This window comes from Bradyrhizobium sp. USDA 4011, assembly GCF_054063415.1.
Genome location: NZ_JBSSGG010000002.1, coordinates 230,053 through 253,032, shown reverse-complemented (window position 1 = coordinate 253,032; position 22,980 = coordinate 230,053). Strand labels below are relative to the sequence as shown.

20 protein-coding genes and 1 pseudogene are annotated in these 22,980 nt (G+C 61.8%); 12 read left to right on the top strand and 9 right to left on the bottom strand.

Features of this window, described 5'->3' with window-relative positions; all coding sequences use genetic code 11:
- Positions 1-291: 291 nt before the first annotated feature.
- Positions 292-537, top strand: a complete 246-nt coding sequence (locus ACVW1C_RS41540; protein WP_028133000.1) for a hypothetical protein — start codon at positions 292-294, stop codon at positions 535-537.
- A gap of 61 nt (positions 538-598) precedes the next feature.
- Here ACVW1C_RS41540 and ACVW1C_RS41535 read toward each other — a convergent pair whose 3' ends face one another.
- Positions 599-1,963 carry an MBL fold metallo-hydrolase gene (locus ACVW1C_RS41535; protein WP_028133001.1) on the bottom strand — a complete coding sequence of 455 codons (1,365 nt, stop codon included), beginning with the start codon at positions 1,961-1,963 and terminating at the stop codon, positions 599-601.
- Between the two features lie 197 nt (positions 1,964-2,160).
- Here ACVW1C_RS41535 and ACVW1C_RS41530 point away from each other — a divergent pair, with 197 nt between their 5' ends.
- Complete coding sequence (locus ACVW1C_RS41530; protein WP_049819833.1) at positions 2,161-2,991, top strand: LOG family protein; 831 nt, start codon at positions 2,161-2,163, stop codon at positions 2,989-2,991.
- Between the two features lie 101 nt (positions 2,992-3,092).
- The gene (locus ACVW1C_RS41525; protein WP_155253157.1) at positions 3,093-3,452 is read left to right on the top strand and encodes a hypothetical protein; all 360 of its coding nucleotides are present in this window, start codon (positions 3,093-3,095) and stop codon (positions 3,450-3,452) included.
- A gap of 159 nt (positions 3,453-3,611) precedes the next feature.
- Here ACVW1C_RS41525 and ACVW1C_RS41520 read toward each other — a convergent pair whose 3' ends face one another.
- The 6 genes from ACVW1C_RS41520 to ACVW1C_RS41495 all read right to left on the bottom strand — a co-directional run bounded on the left by ACVW1C_RS41520 (position 3,612) and on the right by ACVW1C_RS41495 (position 10,177).
- Complete coding sequence (locus tag ACVW1C_RS41520) at positions 3,612-4,208, bottom strand: DUF411 domain-containing protein (RefSeq protein ID WP_311765986.1); 597 nt, start codon at positions 4,206-4,208, stop codon at positions 3,612-3,614.
- Positions 4,209-4,244: 36 nt separating this feature from the next.
- Positions 4,245-7,415, bottom strand: coding sequence for an efflux RND transporter permease subunit (locus tag ACVW1C_RS41515; RefSeq protein ID WP_028133003.1), 3,171 nt, complete (start codon positions 7,413-7,415; stop codon positions 4,245-4,247).
- Positions 7,412-8,842 carry an efflux RND transporter periplasmic adaptor subunit gene (locus ACVW1C_RS41510; RefSeq protein ID WP_028133004.1) on the bottom strand — a complete coding sequence of 477 codons (1,431 nt, stop codon included), beginning with the start codon at positions 8,840-8,842 and terminating at the stop codon, positions 7,412-7,414. Before ACVW1C_RS41510 ends, ACVW1C_RS41515 begins: the two co-directional genes overlap by 4 nt.
- 86 nt (positions 8,843-8,928) lie before the next feature.
- Positions 8,929-9,321 (bottom strand): FixH family protein, encoded by a 393-nt coding sequence (locus tag ACVW1C_RS41505; RefSeq protein WP_028133005.1) that lies wholly within the window; start codon positions 9,319-9,321, stop codon positions 8,929-8,931.
- A gap of 92 nt (positions 9,322-9,413) precedes the next feature.
- Positions 9,414-9,779, bottom strand: coding sequence for a hypothetical protein (locus ACVW1C_RS41500; protein ID WP_028133006.1), 366 nt, complete (start codon positions 9,777-9,779; stop codon positions 9,414-9,416).
- Positions 9,780-9,901: 122 nt separating this feature from the next.
- Positions 9,902-10,177, bottom strand: a complete 276-nt coding sequence (locus tag ACVW1C_RS41495) for a metal-sensitive transcriptional regulator (RefSeq protein WP_028133007.1) — start codon at positions 10,175-10,177, stop codon at positions 9,902-9,904.
- A 48-nt stretch (positions 10,178-10,225) separates the two neighbouring features.
- Between ACVW1C_RS41495 and ACVW1C_RS41490 the strand changes: the two genes are divergently transcribed.
- Positions 10,226-12,637: a heavy metal translocating P-type ATPase gene (locus ACVW1C_RS41490; protein ID WP_028133008.1), complete on the top strand. Its 2,412-nt coding sequence runs from the start codon at positions 10,226-10,228 to the stop codon at positions 12,635-12,637.
- A 4-nt stretch (positions 12,638-12,641) separates the two neighbouring features.
- Here ACVW1C_RS41490 and ACVW1C_RS41485 read toward each other — a convergent pair whose 3' ends face one another.
- Entirely contained in the window at positions 12,642-13,937 is a 1,296-nt protein-coding gene (locus ACVW1C_RS41485) for a type II restriction endonuclease (RefSeq protein WP_210164224.1), read from the bottom strand.
- Positions 13,938-14,088: 151 nt separating this feature from the next.
- On the opposite strand from ACVW1C_RS41485, the pseudogene ACVW1C_RS41480 reads away from it, so the two are divergent.
- Positions 14,089-15,917, top strand: a pseudogene (locus ACVW1C_RS41480) (DUF4396 domain-containing protein).
- Between the two features lie 358 nt (positions 15,918-16,275).
- On the top strand, positions 16,276-16,587 hold the full coding sequence (locus ACVW1C_RS41475) for an amidohydrolase family protein (RefSeq protein ID WP_080672073.1): 312 nt from the start codon (positions 16,276-16,278) through the stop codon (positions 16,585-16,587).
- A gap of 336 nt (positions 16,588-16,923) precedes the next feature.
- On the opposite strand, the gene ACVW1C_RS41470 is transcribed toward ACVW1C_RS41475, so the two are convergent.
- On the bottom strand, positions 16,924-17,151 hold the full coding sequence (locus ACVW1C_RS41470; protein ID WP_049819883.1) for a hypothetical protein: 228 nt from the start codon (positions 17,149-17,151) through the stop codon (positions 16,924-16,926).
- 274 nt (positions 17,152-17,425) lie between these two features.
- On the opposite strand from ACVW1C_RS41470, the gene ACVW1C_RS41465 reads away from it, so the two are divergent.
- The 6 genes from ACVW1C_RS41465 to ACVW1C_RS41440 all read left to right on the top strand — a co-directional run bounded on the left by ACVW1C_RS41465 (position 17,426) and on the right by ACVW1C_RS41440 (position 22,931).
- Complete coding sequence (locus tag ACVW1C_RS41465) at positions 17,426-18,082, top strand: hypothetical protein (protein ID WP_028133010.1); 657 nt, start codon at positions 17,426-17,428, stop codon at positions 18,080-18,082.
- Positions 18,079-18,615, top strand: a complete 537-nt coding sequence (locus tag ACVW1C_RS41460) for a hypothetical protein (protein ID WP_028133011.1) — start codon at positions 18,079-18,081, stop codon at positions 18,613-18,615. Before ACVW1C_RS41465 ends, ACVW1C_RS41460 begins: the two co-directional genes overlap by 4 nt.
- Positions 18,608-19,141 carry a hypothetical protein gene (locus ACVW1C_RS41455; protein WP_049819836.1) on the top strand — a complete coding sequence of 178 codons (534 nt, stop codon included), beginning with the start codon at positions 18,608-18,610 and terminating at the stop codon, positions 19,139-19,141. The genes ACVW1C_RS41460 and ACVW1C_RS41455 overlap by 8 nt, the downstream gene beginning before the upstream one ends.
- Before the next feature lie 114 nt (positions 19,142-19,255).
- Positions 19,256-19,852, top strand: a complete 597-nt coding sequence (locus ACVW1C_RS41450; protein WP_245269295.1) for a hypothetical protein — start codon at positions 19,256-19,258, stop codon at positions 19,850-19,852.
- A complete protein-coding gene (locus tag ACVW1C_RS41445; protein WP_049819837.1) occupies positions 19,849-21,768 on the top strand; it encodes an AAA family ATPase in 1,920 nt (639 codons plus the stop codon). Before ACVW1C_RS41450 ends, ACVW1C_RS41445 begins: the two co-directional genes overlap by 4 nt.
- Before the next feature lie 299 nt (positions 21,769-22,067).
- Complete coding sequence (locus ACVW1C_RS41440; RefSeq protein ID WP_028133013.1) at positions 22,068-22,931, top strand: tyrosine-type recombinase/integrase; 864 nt, start codon at positions 22,068-22,070, stop codon at positions 22,929-22,931.
- Positions 22,932-22,980 lie beyond the last annotated feature (49 nt).

The following is a 22,980-nucleotide window of genomic DNA, read 5'->3' as shown; positions in this document are numbered from 1 at the left end:
AGCCAATCGCCAAGAAAAACTTTTTGCTCAGATCGGCGTAATGAATCGACACGTCGTTCGTCGCAAACGATGCTGAGCTGAGTGAAAAAGAATTTGAACGAACTCTGTAAGAATACATCGTCTCTTGCGTCGCGTCTCCGCGCCTTCAATTTGTGCATCGACTACATCATCCACACGACGATTATTGATCTCGCTCAACTACTCCGACCGATGTTCGCGCTGCATTGTCTCCGCTTCAGACATCTGGTTTGATCGCTTGCGATCATCATCAAGACCGAACAGGAGAATCATATGAACGCGCGCAAGTTGCTCGTGGCCACCACCGTTTTGTCCTTCGCCATCGCCCCCGCCATGGCACAAACGACTCCATCGAACGATGGTGGTCACCACTATTCGGGCGGGCCGAAGACGGAATCGCATCACATGGGCAAGAAGAAAAGCACGGGGTCGAAGAGCGGATCGGGCGGCAGCCATCACTACGGCGGAGGTCCCAAGACGGATGTGCCGCATCACATGGGCCCCAAGAAGGATCAGTGATCGCAGGGCAGTGATCCTTCGGTCCGAACGCGTCGGATCACTGCCGTCGGTCGGGATTGGTTCAAGCCAACAGAGCTTCCTGACCCTGCTCCGGAACGAGACTGGTCCAACCGAGTTCGGCCGAAACTCGCGCCTGTAGCGCCTTCGAGGCTCGCAGCTCACCGTGAGTGATGAACGTCGTCTTTGGAGCGCCTCCGATGCTCTTTAGCCACGTCAGGATCTCATTGGCGTCGGCGTGCGCTGACAGAGCTTCTATGTTCCGGACCTCCGCAGCGACAGGTACATCCTCGCCATGAATACGGACTGACTTCGCTCCCGACGTCATCGCGGCCCCCCGAGTGCCCTCGGCCTGGTAGCCTACGAAGAGGATCGTATTTTTCTGATACGGCGCGAAACGCTTCAAGTGATGAAGCACCCGGCCGCCGGTAGCCATTCCGCTCGCGGAAATGATGACCTTGGGAATCGGGCTGCCGCCAAGACGCTTCGAATCCTCGACCGAGCGGATATAGGTCGCGACGGCGCATGTCCTGCGGCATTCCTCATGCGTGAGCTTGTGATCCGATTTGAACCTGCAGAAGATATCGCTGGCGTCGACCGCCATCGGACTATCCAGGAAGATCGGCACGTTGGTAAGCCCTCCGGCCGATTTGATGCGTTCGAAGTAGTGGAGGAGCACCTGGACCCGACCGACCGCGAAGGCCGGAATGACCACCGTGCCGCCTCGTTTGGTCGTCGTTGCGACGATTTCCTCAAGTTCGCGCTGCGGATCGATGGTCGGATGAGAGCGGTCTCCGTATGTCGATTCGACGATAAGGTAGTCGGACTGCGTAGGGGCTTCCGGCCGCAACATGATAGGATCGTCTTGCCGCCCCAGATCCCCCGAGAAGACGATCGACGTTAGATTCCACTCCAGCTCGACCGATGCTGCACCAAGGATGTGCCCAGCGTGTCGGAGCACTGTGTGTCCTCCGCCAGGCAGGGCATGTTCGCGGCGAAACGAGATCGGCCTCAGTAGCCGCAGCGCAGCTTCGGCATCCTTCACGCCGTAGAGAGGAAGGGCCGGCTTGTGTCTCGAGAACCCATGCTTGTTGGCAAACAGTGCGTCCTGCTCCTGGATGTGGCCCGAATCGCGCAGCAGTACCTCGCAGAGTGCGGCGGTCGCCTCCGAACAGACGATAGGACCCGCGAAGCCCTGCTTCACCAGCAGCGGCAGTGCGCCCGAATGATCCAGGTGGGCATGAGTAAGGACGACGGCCGAAATGCTCGCTGGGTGGACGGGGAAGCTTGTCCAATTCATTTCCCGGAGAGTCCGCTTTCCTTGAAAGAGGCCGCAATCGACAAGAATGCGATGCGATCCGGAGTCCAGAAGATACTTGGAGCCTGTAACGGTCCCTGCCCCACCCAAGAAAGACAATCTTAGAGTCATTCGGTCCCCCCTTCGTTTCCTTGCCCTTGGCCCATTCGCGGGCTCGACCGCAGTTTCGTTCGTGCCTTGGCGGCTCGAACACCTACGACCGCGTTTGCGGGAATATACGAACGGATTCCGCGAGTTCGTTGACGTAACTCAAGAATTGCGATTGGAGGACGGAATAGAAGGCAACGAGCAGTGGCATAGGTGCAGCGATGGAAGACAAGCCGACAAGGTCGACTGAGAACTCGTCGACTTCCAACGCGGAGCAGATCCGTTCGCCGGCCTATTCGCTGGCTGCGCTCGATCAGGATTTTCTGCTCGGCGATTCCATGCGCGGCATGCGTTTCATGCTGGAGTACGCCAAGGCTGAGGAATACCTGAGGTCGTGGGGGGTGCGCTCCACCATCGTCGTCTTTGGTTCTGCGCGGGTGCGAGAGGACGGACCTGAACCGCACTCGCGATGGTATCGAGAAGCGCGCGCCTTCGCGCGCCTGGCTTCCGAGCGTGGTGGCGCCTTGACCTCGAACGGCGGCATCCGAGACAACGTGATCGCGACCGGCGGCGGTCCCGGCGTCATGGAAGCCGCAAACCGCGGTGCATCGGATGCGGGAGCGCCTTCCATCGGGTTCAACATCACGCTTCCCAAGGAGCAGCAGCCCAATCCCTACTCCACGCCCGCCCTGACGCTCCGATTTCACTACTTCGCGATGAGAAAGATGCACCTCGCCATGCGCGCCAATGCGCTCGTCGCATTCCCCGGCGGTTTCGGCACGCTCGATGAGCTGTTCGAGATCCTTACGCTGAGACAGACGGAGAAGTCGCCCGCCATTCCCATCGTGCTGTTCGACGAGCACTACTGGCGGTCCGCCGTCAACTTCGAGGCGCTGATCGAAAGCGGCACGATCGACAGATCCGACTGCGACCTTTTCAAGTTCGCGGAAACAGCGGAGGAAGTCTGGTCGAAATTGCTTTCGTGCGGTCTCGGCGTTCCGGGTCTTACCTGTGAGAGGTCGCAATTCACTCGCGTCAGGTCATCTCTATAGGTCAAGCGGAAGGCACAGCGGCTCAGCGAAGCCGGTAATTGACTTGGATCAATGATCGATCGGGGCAGGTCCCTATGTCCCGGGACAGTAAGGGGCCGCCAATGACGGAGCAACAAGCGCAATTTCCCGGCGTTCATCTGCCTTGGTTCGTTGCTGGGGCCGAGCAGCGGGATCCGTTGATGATCGCCATGGGAATATTCCTGGTGCTGTTCGTCTTCATGTTCGGCGTCTTGATGTTACGTCTGCACCATCTACCGGAGCACATCGCTCACACGGAACAGAAGGTGCAATATCAGATTGTCGCCACCCTGGGGCTTTTAGGGATGTTCACCCACGAGAACCTGTTCTGGATTGCTGGGCTGCTACTGGCTATGGTCGATATCCCCGATTTTACGACCTCGCTCACGCAAATCTCTAAGTCCGTCGAGCGCGTTGCTCGGCGGGGACGATCGGCTCGGTAAAGGAGAGCGCGATATTTTTCCCTCCCCGGGCGGAGTCAACTGCTCGGTCTTGCCGACTGGCGCCATCCTGGGTCTTCGTAACGTACACCTGACATCGCTTTCGCATGCGATAGAAGTGAAGTCGTGGCGAGTTCATCCAGGGCGTCGCTTCGTTCGCGATCAGTCAATCACCTGCTTGCCGACGAAGCGCATGAAAGGCTTTTGGCCATCCGCCCCGAACAGTATGACCGTATAGGGTTGCGGCGGATGTCCACTTTCCATACCGGGCGATCCCACCGGCATGCCCGGCACGGCGATGCCCTTCGCATCGGGAGTCTCCGAGAGGAGGCGCCGAATGGCATCCGCCGGCACATGGCCCTCAACGAGATAGCCACCGACCTCCGCCGTGTGACACCCAGCCAACCTCGGCGGAATGCCGAGACGAGCCCGAACCGACGCAATATCCGCGGTTTCCTCGACCCGAACGGAGAATCCGGCGTCGCGCATATGCTGCACCCAAAAAGTACAGCATCCACAGTTCGGGTCCTTGTGCACCGTGATTGCGGTTCCTTGTGCGATCGCCTCGGCGGGCTTGATCAGGGCCGCCGCGGCCAACAGTGTCACAAGCGATCGCCGGGTCATAATAGAGGTTCGTTCTTTCACGTTTCGCTCCGTTTTGTTTTGCCACTCTTCTGCCAAAGCCGGTTCGGACCATGATCGTGCGCTCGGGCGAACGCATACGCCGCCGTCCGCCTCGATCGTTGCAAGCCCATTCATGTGCCCTCGCGATGCCGTTCTGTCCAAATTCCCGATTCACGCAGCCCTTGGCACATCCTGCGGGTCGTCAGTAGCAAGCCCGGTCGTTGCGTCGCCCTCCGGAAGCCCGCGTCCCTTCACCAGGCCGAAGATCGCCGGAATCACGATCAACGTCAGCAACGTGGAGGACGTCATCCCGCCGATCATCGGCACGGCAATGCGCTGCATGATCTCCGATCCCGTTCCCGTGCTCCACATGATGGGCAGTAGTCCCGCCATGATTGCCACTACGGTCATCATCTTGGGGCGGACGCGCTCGACCGCCCCCTCCATGATGGCAGCATGGACATCACGTCGGCTGAAGGCTCGGCCCTCCGCGCTGCGCCTGGCCTTCATCTCGGCCAGTGCATGATCCAGATAGATCAGCATCACCACGCCCGTCTCTGCGGCGACTCCCGCCAGTGCGATGAACCCGACGGCGACGGCGACGGAGAGATTGAAGCCGAGCCACCACATCATCCAGATTCCGCCCACCAGCGCGAACGGCAGCGAGAGCATCACGATCAGGGTTTCAGTCAATGCCTTGAAGTTCAAATATAGCAGCAGGAAGATGATCGTGAGCGTCACCGGAACCACGATCCTTAAACGGGCAGCCGCGCGCTGCATGTATTCGTATTGACCGCTCCAGACCACATAATAGCCGGCTGGGAATTGGATACTGTCGGTGACGGCGCGCTGCGCGTCCGTCACGTAGCTTCCGATGTCGCGATCCCGAATGTCCACGTAGATGTAGGTCGCAAGCTGCCCGTTCTCCGTCCGGATCGACGTCGGCCCGCGGGCCGGTTCGACTTTGGCGACTTCGCCCAGCGGCACGGCGCCGCCCGCCGGCATCGGAACCAGGATGTCATTGGCAATGGCCTTCGGATTGTCGCGGAGATCGCGCGGGTAGCGCATGTTCACCGTGAAGCGCTGCCTGCCCTCCACCGTGGTGGTGACGGTCTGACCTCCCAACGCGGCCGCGATGGTGTCCTGCAAGTCTTGGATCAGGATCCCGTAGCGAGCCAGCGCCTCGCGATCCGGAACGATCTCCAGATAGTAACCGCCGATGCCCCGCTCGGCGTACGCCGACGAAGTGCCGGGCACGGCTTTGATCACGCGTTCGATCTGTTTGGCGAGCCGATCGATCTCGACCAGGTCGGTGCCCATCACCTTGACTCCGATCGGAGTGCGGATGCCTGTCGACAGCATGTCGATGCGCGCCTTGATCGGCATGGTCCAGGCGTTGGAGACGCCCGGGAATTGCAATGCCTTGTCCATTTCCGCAATCAGGCCGTCGACGGTCATCCCGGGCCGCCACTGTTCCTTTGGTTTGAGATTCACGACCGTTTCGAACATCTCGGTCGGCGCCGGGTCCGTCGCTGTGGCCGCCCTTCCCGCCTTGCCGTAGACGGACGCGACTTCCGGGAACGACTTTATGATCCGATCCTGCATCTGCATCAGTTCGGCGGCCTTCGTGACCGAGATTCCCGGCAGCGTGGTAGGCATGTAAAGAAGGGTCCCCTCGTTGAGCGACGGCATGAACTCGGTACCGAGCTGTCGCGCGGGCCAGACCGAAGCTGCAAGGACTCCCACCGAAGCGAGGATGACCAGCGTCTTGGCTCGCAGGACGCCCTTGATTACCGGCCGGTAGATCCAAATCAGGAAGCGGTTGATGACATTTCTGCTCTCGGGGACGATCCGGCCGCGCACGAAGATCACCATGAGAGCCGGCACCAAGGTGACGGATAGCAGAGCCGCGGCCGCCATCGAGAAGGTCTTTGTGAATGCCAGCGGACTGAACAGCCGTCCCTCCTGCGATTCCAGCGTGAAGATCGGCATGAAAGACACCGTGATGATCAGCAGGCTAAAGAACAGCGCCGGCCCGACTTCGGAGGCAGCGTCGATCAAAATCTGAACCCGTGACTGATCCGGCTTCGCACGTTCGAGGTGCTTGTGAGCGTTTTCTATCATGACGATCGCGGCGTCCACCATGGCTCCGATCGCTATCGCGATGCCGCCGAGACTCATGATGTTTGAGCCCAACCCCAGCAGCATCATGGCGCCGAACGCCATTAAAACGCCGACCGGCAGCATAAGGATCGCGACCAATGCGCTGCGGACGTGCAGCAGGAACACGATGCAGACCAGCGCGACGACGATGCTCTCCTCGAAGAGCGTGTGCTTGAGGGTATCGATAGCGGCGAAGATAAGGTTGGACCGATCGTAGACCGGCACGATCTCGACCGAATTCGGCAGGCTGCTCGCGATCTCCTTGAACCGCTTCTTGACGTTCTCGATGACGTCCAGAGCGTTGACGCCGAAGCGCTGCAGCACGATACCGCTCGCGACCTCTCCCTCGCCGTTCAGCTCGGCGATACCACGCCGCTCGTCCGGCCCAAGCTCGACGTTGGCGACGTCCCGGAGCAGCACCGGGGTGCCTCCGGAGGTCTTCAGCACGATGTTGCCGAGATCGTTGATGTTCTTGACGTAGCCCTTGCCGCGGATGACGTACTCGAACTCGGACAGTTCGACAGTGCGGCCTCCGACGTCGGCGTTACTGGCGCGGATGGCCTCTCGGACCTTTTGCATGCTGATGCCACGGTCCCGCATCCGCTGCGGATCGAGCACGACGTTGTACTGTTTGACGAACCCGCCGATGCTGGCGACCTCGGCGACGCCCTCGGCCTTGGCCAGTGCGAACTTGAGGTTCCAATCCTGGATCGTGCGGGTGTCCGCGAGATTCAATTCCTTGGACATGACGGCGTACTGGTAGACCCAGCCGACCCCCGTGGCGTCAGGACCGATGGTCGGAGTGATACCTGCGGGCAATCTCGACGTCGCGCTGTTCAGAAACTCCATCACGCGCGATCGCGCCCAGTAGATGTCGGTGCCGTCCTCGAAGATCACGTAGACGAACGATACCCCGAAGAACGAAAAGCCGCGCACGACCTTCGATTTCGGTACCGTCAGCATCGCCGTCGTCAACGGATAGGTGACCTGGTCCTCGATTACCTGCGGCGCTTGGCCGGGATACTCGGTGTAGACGATGACCTGCGTGTCAGAGAGGTCCGGAATCGCATCCAGTGGAAGGTGGACGAGCGCGTATAGTCCGGCCGCGGCCGCGAAGCCGGTGCCGAACAGTACAAGCAGCAGGTTGCGGGCGGACCAGGCGATGATGCGGGTGATCATTTGTGCTCTCCCATTGCGTGGTCGCCGGCGGCACTGGGATCTTGTGGCGCAGCTTCTGCGAACCCCTTAAGCGCCGCTTTCAGGTTGCTTTCCGCATCGATCAGGAAGTTGGCCGAGGTAACCACCGCCTCGCCGTCGGCAAGGCCGTTCCGCACCTCGATGTAGCCGCCGCCGCGGCGGCCGAGCTGCACCTCCCTCGGCTCGAAGCGCCCTTCTCCCTTGTCAACCAGAACCGCCTGCCGGCTGCCGGTGTCGAGCACCGAGCTGTCCGGCACGGCCAGAACTGGCGCGGCATCCGCGGTGTCGATCGTGGCATCGACATACATATCGGGCAGCAGCGCGAAGTCCGGGTTGGTGAGTTCGATCCGGACGCGTGCGGTCCGCGTGTCGCGGTTCACCTGCGGGTAGATGACCGAGATCTTTCCGGCGAAGCTCCGCCCGGGGAAACTCCGGGCGCGGACCTCGACCGGCTGACCGACCGCGATGTTCCCGAGATCGCGTTCGGCCACGTCGACCAGGGCCCAGACCACCGAGATGTCGGCGATCCGGAACAGCACGTCGCCTGGGTTGGCCCGCATACCCTCGATGGCGTTGCGCTCGAGCACGATGCCGTCCCGCGGAGCCAACCACTGCACGTTGACGGGCGCGACGTGAGATTTCTCTATCTCGGCGATGAATTGGTCGGGCACATCAAGGTTCGTAAGTCGCTGGCGCGACCCACGGCCATACACTTCGACGCCCCCTACCGTCTTGGAAGTGACCGTCGCAAAGTATTCCGCGGCCGCGGAAGCCACCGCCGAACTGTAGATCTGCATCAGCGGCTGGCCCGCCCGGACGCGCGTTCCGGTGGTCACGTCCGCGACCTTCTGGAGGAAGCTTTCGGCTCGCATGGCGATTACGGACACCCGACGCTCGTCCAGCTGGATCGTACCGGGCACCTTCACCGAGACTCGGATCGCGCGCCGCTCGACCGGCTCCGACTTGACGCCGGTGCGCTGAATCTTGCCGGGCGACAGCTTCACGGACCCGTCGTCGGCGTCATCGCCTTCGTAAACGGGGACGTAGTCCATCCCCATCGGATCCTTCTTCGGCACGGCCGAGGTGTCCGGGAGACCCATCGGATTACGATAGTAGAGGATCCTGCGGGAAGAATTCGCCTGCTGCCTTGGCTTTGCCGGCTCGTCGACCGTCTGGCCGTCATCGTAGACGGGCAGATAATCCCGTCCGTGGTCGTCCTTTTTCGGTCCGGCAGACCAAAACGGCTCTCCGCCCGGATCACGATAGAAGAGCGGCGTTCGGTCTGCCGCTGCGGCAACCGCAGCCATGTCGGTACGGACGGGCCAGCGCCCATCGTTCAAGTACCAGTAGGCCCCCAAGCTCAAGCCGCCGCCCACCGCGAGAGTAGTCAGAAAACGAAAGGTATTCATGGCGTGTTGTCCTCGCGCGCAGCAGCGCGCATCCGAACGACTGAAAAACGGGATGTCGGGCGCCGGCGAGCGGCACCCGATGGGTGCTACTTGATCGCCTTGACGATCAGCTTGCCGGTGACGGTCTCCGCCTCACCCTGAACCTTCGCCGAGAGCGTGACCTGGTAGCGGCCGGCCATCGGCAGATCGGTCTTGAAAGCGTAGACGCCGGGCTCCTTTGACGGCAGCGGCTCGACCGGCGATTCCATTTCGGCCATCCCGTCCGGAGCCATGTCGACCCGTGTCCTGAAGATCACGGCGTCCGATACCGGCTTGCCGGTCTGCTTGTTGGTCAAGCGAACGGCGAGCGTGACATCGTCGCCCTTCTTCATCTCCGGATTGACGGGTTCGAAGGCGTAGTCGCCGGCGCCCGCCATGGCGGCCGACGCGGCGAGCGAAATCGTGGCGGCCAAAGCCGCGGTGCTGAACTTGGAAAGCATTGTCCTGTCCTCATGATGTGATCTCGGTCGTGGCGCTAGGAGCGCGCACGTCAGTCGTCGCAGGCTGCTGCGCGACGTCGGGCTTTGTGAGATCAGATTCGAGGAGGTCGAAAAGGAGGATTGCCTGCCTGGACCGTGACGATCTGGTCCGCCGGGATGGCTGCTTTACGTTCCGCGGCAGGGTCGAAACGGAACGCGATGCTTCGCACGTCTCCAAGCGCGGTCAGGCTGCCTACGCAGCAAAATCCCGAACCGCACTTGTGGTGTTCGCTGTGGATGGGCGTGCCTGTCGTGTCGTCCGGGCAGCAATCCATCGACATGTCGGCCGACGCTTCCATTTGCATCGTGGAAGTGCTGTCCGACGCGGTCATAGCCAAGCCCGTCGCGGACGCGCCGAGCGGCGCCAGCGCCAAGGAGGCGGCAATCGCGAATGCCAGAATCGTTCGGACGAACCGCATCGTTGTTACTTGCTCGCCATCACTTCCTTAGCCGGACAACACCTTATCAGCCCGGAGGATACCATAGCCCAGGGACATGCAGAATCTTTGATCCAGCTCAATCATTGGTGATCCCATCGGCGCTACCTGTTCGCTCGGCCCACGACGTCCATCAGCTCGGCGATCTTTCGCCTTTGATCCGCCTTGTCGCCGCTGCGGATCGCATGTTCCACGCAATGGGACACGTGATCCCGCAGGATCTCTTCCTCGACGCGGCGAAGCGCCGCCCTGACCGCCGAGATCTGGGTGACGATGTCGATGCAATACCGATCCTCTCCGACCATCTTCGCCAGGCCGCGAACCTGACCTTCGATGCGGTTCAAACGTTTCTGGCACGTAGCCTTGATGTCGTTTCTCATGCCACGTATATACCCCCCTAGGGTACATTCCGCAAGATGGAGCTGACGATGGCTCGGCCAGACACGCCGAATTCCGAGAAGACCGACAAGAACTGCTGCGGACACTGCCAGTCCACCGCATCGGCTTCCGAGCACCATGCTCACCACCATCATCATGGTGGCGCGCAGGGGACCACGGTGGATCCCGTTTGCGGAATGGAGGTGGACCCGGACACGGCTCGTCACAAGGCCGAGCACGGAGGTCGGAGCTTCTACTTCTGTTCGGACCGTTGCAGGACGAAGTTCGCGGAAGATCCGGCGAAATATCTACACGGAGAGATGAAGAAAACGCAGGCTGACGTGCCCGAAGGCACGATCTACACCTGCCCGATGCATCCGCAGGTCCGCCAGGTTGGACCAGGCAATTGCCCCATCTGCGGCATGGCGCTCGAACCCGAGCTCGCCACCGCGGACGCGGGGCCCAATCCCGAGCTGGTCGATATGACCCGTCGGTTTTGGGTGGGTCTCGCCCTCTCCGTTCCGGTCGTGGTCCTCGAGATGGGCGCTCACCTCGTCGGTGCTCACGGTTGGATCGACCAGTCGCTTTCCAATTGGATCCAGTTCGTTCTCGCGACGCCGGTCGTCCTATGGGCAGGGTGGCCGTTCTTCGTCCGCGGCTGGCAGTCGGTCGTGACGCGCAATCTGAACATGTTCACGCTGATCGCGATGGGTACGGGAGTCGCCTGGGTCTACAGCGTGGTGGCGACGGTTCTTCCCGCTGCGTTTCCTTCGACGTTCCGGGGTCATGACGGCGCAGTGGCCGTGTATTTCGAAGCGGCCGCGGTCATCACGGTACTGGTGCTTCTCGGGCAGGTGCTCGAGTTGCGCGCGCGAGAAGCCACTTCCGGAGCGATCAAGGCGCTATTGGACCTCGCGCCGAAAACGGCACGCCGCATCCGGGAGAACGGCTCTGACGAGGAAGTCCAGATCGCGGAGCTCCGGCCGGGCGATCGTTTGCGCGTCCGCCCGGGGGAAAAGGTGCCAGTCGACGGCGAGATCGTCGAGGGCCGATCTTCGCTCGACGAGTCGATGGTGACTGGCGAATCCATGCCGGTCAGCAAGGAGGTCGGCGGCAAGGTGATCGCCGGCACGCTCAACCGCTCCGGCGGATTCGTCATGCGGGCCGAAAAGGTCGGCAGCGATACGATGTTGTCTCAGATCGTGCAGATGGTGGCGCAGGCGCAGCGCTCGCGCGCGCCCATCCAGCGTTTGGCGGATCAGGTCGCGGGTTGGTTCGTTCCGGCGGTCATCGTGATCGCTGTCGCGGCTTTCGCCGCTTGGGCCGTCTACGGTCCAGAGCCCCGCCTCGCCTTCGGTCTCGTCGCGGCGGTCAGTGTTCTCATCATCGCCTGCCCGTGCGCGCTCGGCCTGGCGACCCCGATGTCCATCATGGTCGGGGTCGGGCGCGGCGCACAAGCGGGCGTGCTCATCAAGAACGCCGAGGCGCTTGAGCATATGGAGAAGATAGACACTCTTGTCGTCGACAAGACCGGCACTTTGACCGAAGGCAAACCGAAGGTCGTCGCGATCGTACCGGTCAGTGGATATTCGGAGGCGGACGTGCTGCGGCTCGCCGCCAGCGTCGAACGCGCCAGCGAACATCCGCTGGCGGATGCCATCGTCAATGCGGCCAAGGATCGCGGAATTCAGACGGCCGACGTCAAGGACTTCGACTCGCCGGTCGGCAGAGGCGCCCTCGGAACGGTAGAGGGCAAGAAAATCCTCCTCGGCAACGCGACTTTCCTGCGTTCGGAGGGTGTCGATACATCTGCCCTCGAAAGCGAAGCCGAGCGTCAGCGCGGTGAAGGTGCAACCGTCATCAACATGGCCGCCGACGGCAGGCTCGCGGGCATTTTGGCCATCGCCGATCCCGTGAAGCAGTCGACGCCCGAGGCGCTGCGCGACCTGGCCGCCGAGGGCGTGAGGGTCATCATGCTGACGGGCGACAACCGGACCACGGCCGAGGCGGTCGCCCGGAGACTCGGCATTGCGGATGTCGAAGCCGAGGTACTGCCCGATCAGAAGAGTGCGGTCGTCGCAAAGCTGCAGAAGGACGGACGAAGCGTCGCCATGGCGGGCGACGGCGTCAACGACGCGCCGGCTTTGGCGGCGGCCGAAGTGGGCATCGCCATGGGCACGGGAACGGACGTGGCGATGGAGAGCGCGGGCGTCACTCTTCTCAAGGGAGATCTCAACGGCATCGTCCGTGCGCGGCGGTTGTCACGCGCCACCATGAGGAACATCAGGCAGAACCTCTTCTTTGCTTTCGCCTACAACGCCGCAGGTATCCCTATTGCGGCCGGAGTCCTGTATCCGACGCTGGGACTGCTGCTGTCGCCGATCGTCGCTGCGGCCGCGATGGCGCTGTCCTCCGTCAGCGTGGTCGGCAACGCGCTGCGACTGCGGACGACGCGGGTCTGACGGGTCAAAGAAGTCGCGCGATCGCCTGAATGCCTTTCATGCCTGTCCCGAAGCGGGCGATCGCATCCTTGTTCCGCTCCAGCTCGCCATACGGCAGGTAGCGTACCTGCAAGTCAGCGACGCGACTGAACGCCGGCCGACGAAGTTGATTACGCACCTCGTCCTCCCTGCCGTCCGGAGCGACCAGAAACAGTCCGCCCGCGGTATGCAGGTCGCCGCTTAGCGCCAGATCGAGCATGCGGACGATCCCGGAATAAATCGAGGTCGTGTGTTCGACCTCGAAAGCAGCGACCACGCGATCGCTCGCGGCATCCAACCAGAGCACATCGATGAGCCGGATCGATTCTGCGCCCGCGGCATCTTCGATTGATGAGGGCAGACGGTCGATGCAACCGGATGCCAACATGGCGCCATTGTATGAGCGTCCCCGATCGTTCGAAGCGATCCATATCCGATAACCGAGCGCCAGGCCCAGGTCGCGGAGCCAGGCTTGGACTTCCGTATGGGTAAGATCGTTCTCGCGCGCCGCCGCAATGGGAGCTTCGAGCCTTTTTGCGGTCTCGCGCGCCTTCGACAACTCGGATAGCCAAGCGTCTCTTGCTGTCTCGCCATTGCCGACAGGAGGCGCGCTGAAGCGCCCGGTACCGACATCGAACAGAAATCCCGCGATTGCGCCGAGATCGTTGGAGAGAATATCCCGATAAGCGCGGTTCAGCTCCAGGATGCCGCTTCGCATCCCAAGATATTGATCCCATCGGCCGAGCTTCACCTTGGCGCCCGTGATCGCATTGAAGCCGTTCACGATCGCGGTGTTGAATGGCGGCATCAGCGTCGGGTGCAGGAAGTACAGGAGATTGGCGACAGCGGGCCCGAGACCCTTGATCTTCAGTCGATCGATCGTGTCGATTCCTTCGACGAGCTCCTGCTCGGTACTGCAGCAAGAACAGTGATGCAGGAGTTGACCGAAAGCCCGCTGATTTCCGGCATCCTCATAGATGTCCGGGATCCGAAGCTTCGGTTTCCATAGGAAGGCGTGATCGGCTCCTTTGAAGATCTGCCTCTGCTCCGCGATCGACCCCACGATCGTTTCGAGGGAGGAGCCCCTGTACACGTTGCCGAACGTTCCGCCCCCGATCTCCTCGACCACCTGAGCGATGCCGCGCCGAATCGACCGGAAGTTCTTCAGGCGCTCATCCCACAAGAACCACGTGCGATAGGTCGACCCAGGGTCCTGTCGCCATCGCTCGATCAACACGCGCAATAGGTCCGTCGAGCCCGGATACAGCATCGTTTCAATCATGCTTGTCGATCCACATCGCGCATATCCGAGCGCCCGCGACGTTCGCGGGTCAAAAATATTACAGCAAAACCCAACATTTTCTCACTTCGAGTCAGAAAGGAACGAAGACCCTATGCGACGGTTTCGTCACGAACAACGCATTGGAGCAGCCGTGATCGCCCTTCCCTACGATTATTTTCTGCTCGGCTGGTTCGTTATAGCAGTCATCTCGACCGCCTACGTCGCGTACGACCAGTTCGCCGGAAATCCCGAGCCTGCCGTGATGAAATGGGCGTTCGTCCTCATCACGCTCTACATGGGGCCGTTCGGCCTGCTCCTCTACGTACTCGCCGACAAAGAGCCGCGGCCAGGAGAACACGAACGATTCACTTCCCCGCTGTGGAAGCAGGGGTCGGCAGCACAATCCACTGCGTGGCCGGAGACGCGACCGGCATCATCTTTGCCGCAGCGACGACGGCCTTCCTCGGATTGCCGATGTGGATCGATCTGATCGTGGAATATCTGGCGGGATTCTCGTTCGGGCTCTTCATCTTCCAGTCGCTGTTCATGAAGCGGATGATGGGCGGTTCGTACTGGCAGAACGTGAAAATGAGCTTCATGCCGGAATTCATCAGCATGAATGCGATGATGGCGGGAATGGCGCCGACGATGAGCTTCCTGATGATGGGGCGTGATATGCGCGCCATGGATCCCCTCGAACTGACGTTTTGGGGCGTGATGTCCCTTGGCGTGATCGTCGGGTTCATCACGGCCTATCCGTTCAACGTTTGGATGGTACACGCCGGCATCAAGCATGGGCTCATGACCGAACGGTCCGACGCACACGGCGGACATCACGATCGGCACGGTGATGATCATGGGCGCGCCGGGATGAGGAGCCAGGCGACCGTTCCGCAACTGGCCGCTTTGGCGGGGGTGACAGCATTGCTGCTTGTCACCGGAATGGTATGGCCGGGCTTCTACGTGAACCTCACCCTGAGCGCGCACGATGTGGACGGCCCGATCATGCCGCCCGGAATGATCAACACGTTCGACCTGCCGGCCGCTGCCATGCGGGATATGGCAGCGGTGAAGCCGCGACAGGTCGGCTACGAAGCGCCGCCGACGGCGCGCGGCGACCAGGTGCTTCAGCCAAGGCTGGAGAATGGCGTCAAGGTGTTCGATATCGAGGCTTCCGCGATCCGCTGGAATATCTTACCGGACGTTGCGGTTCAGGCTTACGCGTATAACCATCAAATTCCGGGGCCTCGGCTGGAATTGACGGAAGGCGATCACGTCCGGATCAACTTTCACAACGCGCTGCCCGAGAGCACGACGGTGCATTGGCACGGACTAATCGTACCAAATGAGATGGACGGGCCGGCAAAGATCACCCAGCCGCCCGTCCCGCCCGGCGGTTCACACAGCTACGAATACACCGTCGGACAGCACGGCACATACTTCTATCACAGCCACGATCATCCCGACCGTCAGCAGGCACTCGGTCTCTACGGTGCGCTCATTATCCAGCCGGCGGACCCCTCGTCCGAGGTCAAAGCGGACCTTGAATACACGATACAACTTCAGGAGTGGCTGAAGCGCGAATGGCTCACCTATCCCGCGATGCTGATGGAGGGCGCGCTCCCCAACTACTTCACCATCAATGGAAAGGCCTTTCCTGCGACCGACACCGTGCAGATGAGGGTTGGCCAGACGATAAAGTTGCGTTTCATCGGCACCAACAACAACTTCGTCCACCCCATGCATGTGCACGGCGGCCCTTTTGAGATCGTGGCGGTGGATGGCGTCACGCTCGCCGAAAGCGCCCGTTATCAGGCGGACACCGTGAACGTTGGTCCGGGCCAACGGTACGACGTTGTTTGGACCGCTCGCCGGCCGGGGAAGTGGTTGGTCCACTGCCATATCCCTCATCACACGGCCAACAACAACGTCGAGCAGGGCGGTGGGGGTGGGCTGATGTTGGTCTTAAACGTTCAGTGATTCCGCGTGAGGTCAGCGGCGGAAGGACGTTGCCGGTTCGCGACTCTCGTCGAACTCATCCACCACTGGCGCAGCGACCCAATCATCGCGCCATCTACCGCGATGGCAGAGGCGCTGCAGCCGATGTCGCCTGTCGGGGACGGCAGCCCACTCGGCGCGAGCAGCACTATCGGCTTCGCACCGTCCGGCCGGAGCATGATCACGCCGATATTGGCCGCCTGATGTTGGCGAAGGCTGCGACGGCTGTCTCGGCTCGCTCCCGGTCGCTATCCTCGGAAAAAACCAGGAAATAGCGGCGGAAGAAATGTGGCGGCCAGGGCAGCGCAGTTGAGGCGTTCGGCAAACGGCGCAAAGCGCATTGCGTGACGAGCAATGTTTTGCCGATCTCGATGAGATTCTCGCCCAGGCGCGACTTCCGAACGTCGCTGTCAAGGCAAGCTCGCTGCCTTGCTCTACCGACGACTCCTATCCGTTTCGCCGGCTAATGCCCTATCCGCAACGCACCTTCGACGCCTTCGGTACGGACCGCATCATGTGGGGCTCCGATCTTACCCGTCGACCGTGCACCTATCTTGAATGTCTTGATCATATGCGGTTCGGGCTTCCCTTCCTGACGCACGCCGATCGCGCTCGCGTACTCGGTGGCACCGCGGCGAGACTACTACGCTAACCGGAACGGCAGTGCTAGATATCCGTGAAAGGCCCCCTGCGGCGCATCAGATCATCGGCGCGGCGGACTATAGGTCGGATCCGGCATCCTTCTTAGGCCCTGCAGCGGCGGGCGGCGCAAGGCAATCACGACGTCCGAAGACGACCTGATACCCAGGCTCGCCCCGGAACGCCGCTGAGACCCCAGTTTCCGCCGACGAAAGAGGCCTCGCTGCGGCTGGTGGCTCCCCTACCTGACCGGTCCCTATATCTTCCAGTCAGGACGGACAAGCCGGCAGAGCCGGATTCGACGTAGCGGTCCGCATTGAAGCGAATGGGCCCGGTCATGACCGCAGGATCATTTGTTGCCATCAGCAATCTCGGCGGCCGCCCGCCTGATCTCGCTCTGGCGCTTTTCCAGCCATTCCGCAATGGCGGTCTCCGCAAGCTCGTACGCCGGCTGCCCCATCGCCAGTGCGGCGAGCTTGAGCTGACGGATGAGAGTCGGCCGGAGGTAGACAAGGAGTTGGCTCCTCTTGTCCGATCGTTTCCGAGCCTTGGACGCTCCCTTCTTCGGTGCGCGCACGATCCTCTCCTTCGACGTTAGATAGCTGACTATCTGATACACTCTCTAACATTGTGCCACTTTGGGCGAAAGCCCGGATTTTCCGCTATTTGAAGATATCCACAGGCCATCAGCATTCATAGATAGCTACCCATCCAGTTCTAGATAGCTAACTATCTTGACTCCCTGCACTACACCTGCTCTCTATCTGCCCACGCAAGGACGAAGCCTGGTGACCCCATGCGAACACGTCGCCTTTGCGAGACTTCGCCTTCCGAACAGGTCGGAGACATTGGTGGCGCATTCAAAGTCCCAAGCTCGATATCGGGCGATCGATCTCCTTTCGGCGAGCGGCCGAGCCAAGATCGGTTCCGGCCGCGCCACGAATCTTCACAGACTCGCTGTCCAGCTGACGCTCGATCCGGATGTGCTCTCATTAGAGCTTGTGGAGTCGTTGTCGGTCGCAGGCCGGGATGTCGAGATCGGGATGTTGGTCGCGCAATTCAAGCAGACAGCGGTCGCATACGACATCGTGGACGAGCGCGAGTACCGCGATCTCGATTCCGAGGGAATGCTGCTGATCGCGCTCGACCTGCATCGCATCGCTCGGGTGGAGGTCGACGCGGATACTATCCAGGCGGAGCCTCGCGCAACCAACAGCGACCGCATCTGGGGTCACCGCGGACTGGATGTCGGTCGTAGCCTGCGCGCCGATATCGAGACTGCCCTGAGCTACCAGCGCATGTCGATCAAGGAATTGGGCAGTGCGATCGGCTTGAACAATGCGTTCCCCGTCGTGTGCTCGCTGATGTGCAGGCGCGCTCTCGTCTCCGACCTTTCCATGAAATTCGGGCCCGATGCCTTGATCGCGTTGCGCGGCCAGTGCTTTGCGGCAGCAGAGAACAGGCCGACGGAATTCGTGAAGCCGCCAGTTGCAGGAGCCAAGAGATGACATGGCAAGACGACCTCATCCGGAGATATCCGAATCTGTTCGTGCGATCCTTTCGCGGCGTGCCGTTCGCACCCGGCTATCCAAGGTGTCACGATGGCTGGCAGAACGTCGTGGCGCGGCTCGCCGAGCGCGTGGCCGCCGTGTCGGGCGATGGCACCGTCTACTTCACGCACATGGTTGCTGAGCACGGAGCTCTCCGCGTCCACTGGACCAGCCGTTCGGAGCTCCCGCAGCGGTCGGCGCTCAAGGTCGAAGAAGCCGTTGCTCTCGCGGAGGCCCGATCGCTTTCGACATGCGCCGAGTGCGGCGCCCAGGGTCGCCTGTTCGCGAGCGCGTTCCGTATCTTCCCGGCCTGCAAGGGCCACCAGCAGGGTACTGCCGTTCCGGTCATTTCGGGATTCCACGATGTCTTTCTGCGCCGGGGCATCGTGAGACGGCGCTCCACTCTCGAACGCGTCCGATACGACTGGGCGTCGGACGCGTTCGTGCACGCGCCGGCGGAGAACATCGCGAAGGAGAAGCGCCATGGCTGACCGCAGTCGGGACTGGCGCGCCGATCTGGTAACGACCTACGCCGACCTCTTTCAGCCGGTCGGCGATCCCCCGCGCGCCCAGGGCTGGCCGTCGGTCGACGACGGCTGGGAAGACTTGCTGGCACGTGCGTGCGGGCGGATCCGAGCCGCGGTGCTGGCGGACGGCGGCTCTTTCCATACGATCCAAGTCAAGGAGAAGTTCGGAACGTTGCGTTTCTATTGGGAGGGCGACCTCTCTCCCGAGACCGCCGCCAAGGTCGAGGAGGCTGTCGATCTCGCCGAGGCCCGGAGCGCTGTCACCTGCGAGGTCTGCGGCGGACCCGGCAGGCTGCACGGCGGCCGCTGGGTGACGACCCGCTGCGGGGCCCACGCGGAGGGCCGTCGACCGGTCCGGGTTCAGCCTGGTGACGACACTTACGTCTTCGAGCGCGTCGTGGGAAAGCGTCGGAGTATCCTGCATGGCCGATACGACCGCGAGAGCGACACGTTCGTCGACGTCGCTCCGTTCGGCACCGAGGAGACGTGAAGATGGGAGCCATCGATTGGCAGCGCGGGTTGCGGCTTCCGCGCCTTTTCCGTGCCCTGGCGGAAGAACCCAGCCACTCATTCGGTTATCCGCACGGCGAAAGTGGGTGAACTCATGCGCATCGAAAGGATGAGTGGCGGCTTCGACCGCAAGGGTCAGTTCGTGTCGGCAAAATGCGGCCGAGCGATACCAGTGCGGCATCATCTTATGCGGGACGCGCTGGTACAGGCCTCGCTCGACCCCACTGTTAGATCGATCGAGTATCTGTCGGAGGATCAGATCGCCACCGCGCTGACGAAGATAGATGCCGTCGTCATCCAGCGCGACGACGGTCGTTATCATTTGGATGTCGTCGAAGCCAGGCCACGCCGCTCCACGGCGCAGCGCCTACTCGTCGCGCAGAGCCTTCTCGATCTGGGTCTTCGCCCTTTGGTCCGGACGGAGTCCGAGATCCTCAACGAGCCCGGCTGCACGAACGCGAGGATGGTCTGGAAACACGCAGACCACTCGGTCGAAATCGGCCTGCGCCTGCAGATCCTCGGCGCCCTGACGGACGAAGGAGCCATGCCGCTCGCGGATCTCTTGAAAAGCCTGCGGACCGACCGCGATCCGGTGCCGTCGGTGATGGCTCTCGCCTGCATCGATCTCATCGCACTGGACCTTGTATCGGCGCCGCTCGGACCGAGAACTCTGACGAGACTGCGCGAGTGAGCTTTCGGGATCTGCGTCCGATCGAAGTCGACATTCCGGAGAGTGAAATGCCCGGCGACAAAAAACGCCTGCCGACCGACGCTATCCTCGAAGTCGCATTCGAGGAAGCGTTGACGTCGGCGCTGCGGCGCTCCGTCTCCGGCAAGGCGCCGTTAGCGATCATTGTGATCGTGCCCGCTGCGACATGGGTTTCCCCCTGTGAAAGGTTCTGGAAGCGTCGGTACGGCGATCGTTGGCACATCATCGCCAGGGACGGGTCTTCCCGCTCCGAACACAAGGGGACGGTCGGAAACTCCAGCGTGTCTGGGGTTCTGGTCGACGGCCGCTCGGTCGTAGGCATCGCCACGTCGTCAGATATCCTCCCCTCGACGCTGATCGCGAGCGCGGACCACACGATCCGTTTGTCCTCGCCAACCGGCGAGGCCCTCCGGCAGGTGCTCGAAAGGCATCTAAGCCGTACCGTCACCGCGGACGTGCCTGCTCTTGTGGGCACCGGCCTGGACATCAACGATTTGGCTGCCGCCTTCCGGCCCGGATCGACCTCCCGCCAGATCGTCACCCGCATGGAGCGAGCCACAAGGCGGCGGATCGGTTCTGAAGGCGACGATCGATTGCCGTCACTCCAGACAGCCATCGAATACGGCGCGGCTCGCCGATTTTTTTTAGACTTGGCTACCGATCTGAAAGACCGTGTTCCTTTCAGCCAATTGAGCCGTTCAGTAGTGCTGTTCGGCGAAACCGGAACCGGTAAGACGACCCTGGCAAAACTGGTGGCGAAGCATATGAATCGCCCCCTCCTCGCTTATTCGGTCGCAGATCTTTTCGCTCGGTCGGATGGAGCGCTCGGCGGGGTCGTGCAGGCGACCAATGCCATGTTCGAAATGATATCTACCCATAGTTGTGTTTTTCTATTGGACGAGCTTGACGCGTTGCCAGACCGATCCACAATTTCTAGTAGAGGCCGTGACTGGTGGTTACCCGTTTTGACCAACTTCATGCTCAGGTTGGACGATGCTTTTTCGCGCGGCGGCAGCGGTCGTGGCGAGGAGACAATTTTCATCGCCTGCACAAATTATCTCGATCGCATCGACTCGGCGCTCTTGCGCCCGGGACGCTACGAAAAGGCCATCGAGGTCCGGCGTCCTGATCTCGCCGGCACGATCAACATTCTCTCCCACTATCTGCCGGAGATCGAGAGCGGCGAGCGTGCCGAGCTCGGACGGCTCCTCGAGGGATCAACGGGCGCCGAACTCATGATGGTGACGCGCGATGCGAGACGGATCGCCCGTCGCGAGGACCGGTCGCTCCGCGCCGATGACGTCCGTGCGGTCGCGCTGCCCGACGAGGCCATTCCACCCGCGCGCTTGCGCCGAATCTGCGTGCACGAGGCCGGGCACGCCGTCGGCATCCTGGTCCTGCGTTGCGCCACCCTGCGCGGCATCGTCGTCCGGACGCGGGATGGCGCCGCCGGACAGACGACGTCAGTCCAGGATGACGGCGATCTTCCGACAAGACGCGACTTCGAGGCCCGCGTCGTGGCTACCTTGTGCGGTCGGGCTGCCGAGCATTTGCTGATTGGAGAAGTTTCCGTTGGCAGCGGTCTTGATGAGGAGAGCGACATGGCGATCGCCACTCGGATGATCGCATCGCTTCATGCGACGGGTTTGGGAGACGATCTCGCTTTTACGTCGGATTACCGTCGCGTTCTCAAGGCCGTTTCGCGGGACAAGACGCTGCGCCGGCGCGTAGAAACCGATCTGGTCCGCCTGCAGAAGCGGGCCGCCCGGCTGGTCCGGGGTAATCAAGACGCCATCGTCGCCGTCGCAAATGCCCTCGCCGAGAAGCGGCACCTGTCCGGCGAGGCGATCCGAATCCTGTTCGAGGACAACCGTCGTCCCGGAACTCAAAATCCCTAGGCAAATGATGGAGGCGTATATGCTTTGCGTAACAGTGGAGATCGGCCCTGGCGGGTTCGAACCAGGCGGGCGTGTCGTAGGTTCGCTCCGGATACCGAACGTTTCCGCTTCTGCGTCGATCTCGAGCTGCGAAATCGACTTGGCGGAGGCCGCCAATCATTTGACCGGCATGCCGGCCCCGGGTCGGCGCCTGCCGCGTCGAGAGGCACGACCGCCATCATTCGGTATGGCCGCTTGCCGAACGCGCTACGGCGGTGGCTCGGGCGCCTGACTTTTGAAGTCTAACTTGGCGAGTTTCCATGGTCACGCAGGAACAGACGCTACCTTTCGTTCCAGACAGCATTTTCTGGCTCGACGCCATTGCCACGGCGGGCTCGGCCCCGTCGACGGTCGACTGTTACGCTCGAGATCTAAGGGATGTCGCCGAGGCCATCGGTAGCATCGACATCTCCGCAGTCGTCGCGATGGACCAGTCGGCAGCCGACCGTGTCGCGGAGCTTTGGAGCGCTGACGGCGCCGCCGCCTCCACCATCTACAGGCGGTTTGCAGGTCTACGAAACTTCGCACGCTTTCTTGCTCAGGAGGGGTCGCACGACTGCTCAAAGCTCTTGAGTTGCCGCCTTCCTCCTTGCGGCAGGGTGCACCGAGAACCGGTCGAGAAAGAATCCATCGAGACTATTCTCTCGACTTGGGACCACGAGGATAGCTGGACGCGCATGCGCGACTCGGCTGCGATCCACGTCGCAGCCACTTCAGCCTTGACGACGGCCGAAATCGTTGGGTTGAACCTTCGCGACTTCAGCCCGATCCTTGCCGCCGTCCTCGTCCGCCAGTCGCATCTCGAGCCTCGACCGGCCACGATCTCGCAAGAAGCGATCGATCGGCTAAACGGATATCTCGATCACGTCCCGTTCGAGCTCGGCGACGACGATCCGCTGTTCGTGACCAAGCGGCGCACCCGGCTTTCGGCGCGCTCGTTTCAACTCGCCTTCCGTCGATCGAGGAGCTTAGCCGGGGTCTCACGTTCGGCCGTCCCGACTTCGCTACGTAACACGATCGGCTTCGATCTCGCGCGATCCGGAGCGGCGCCCGAGGTCGTCGCAGCGGCGCTGGGAATCGGCATCGCGAGTGCGTGGCGATATTTTACGACGAGGGACGCTTAGCGCCTGGGGTGCCGCATACTTCGCGCGCGCGTGCAGCAAACGAAGACAA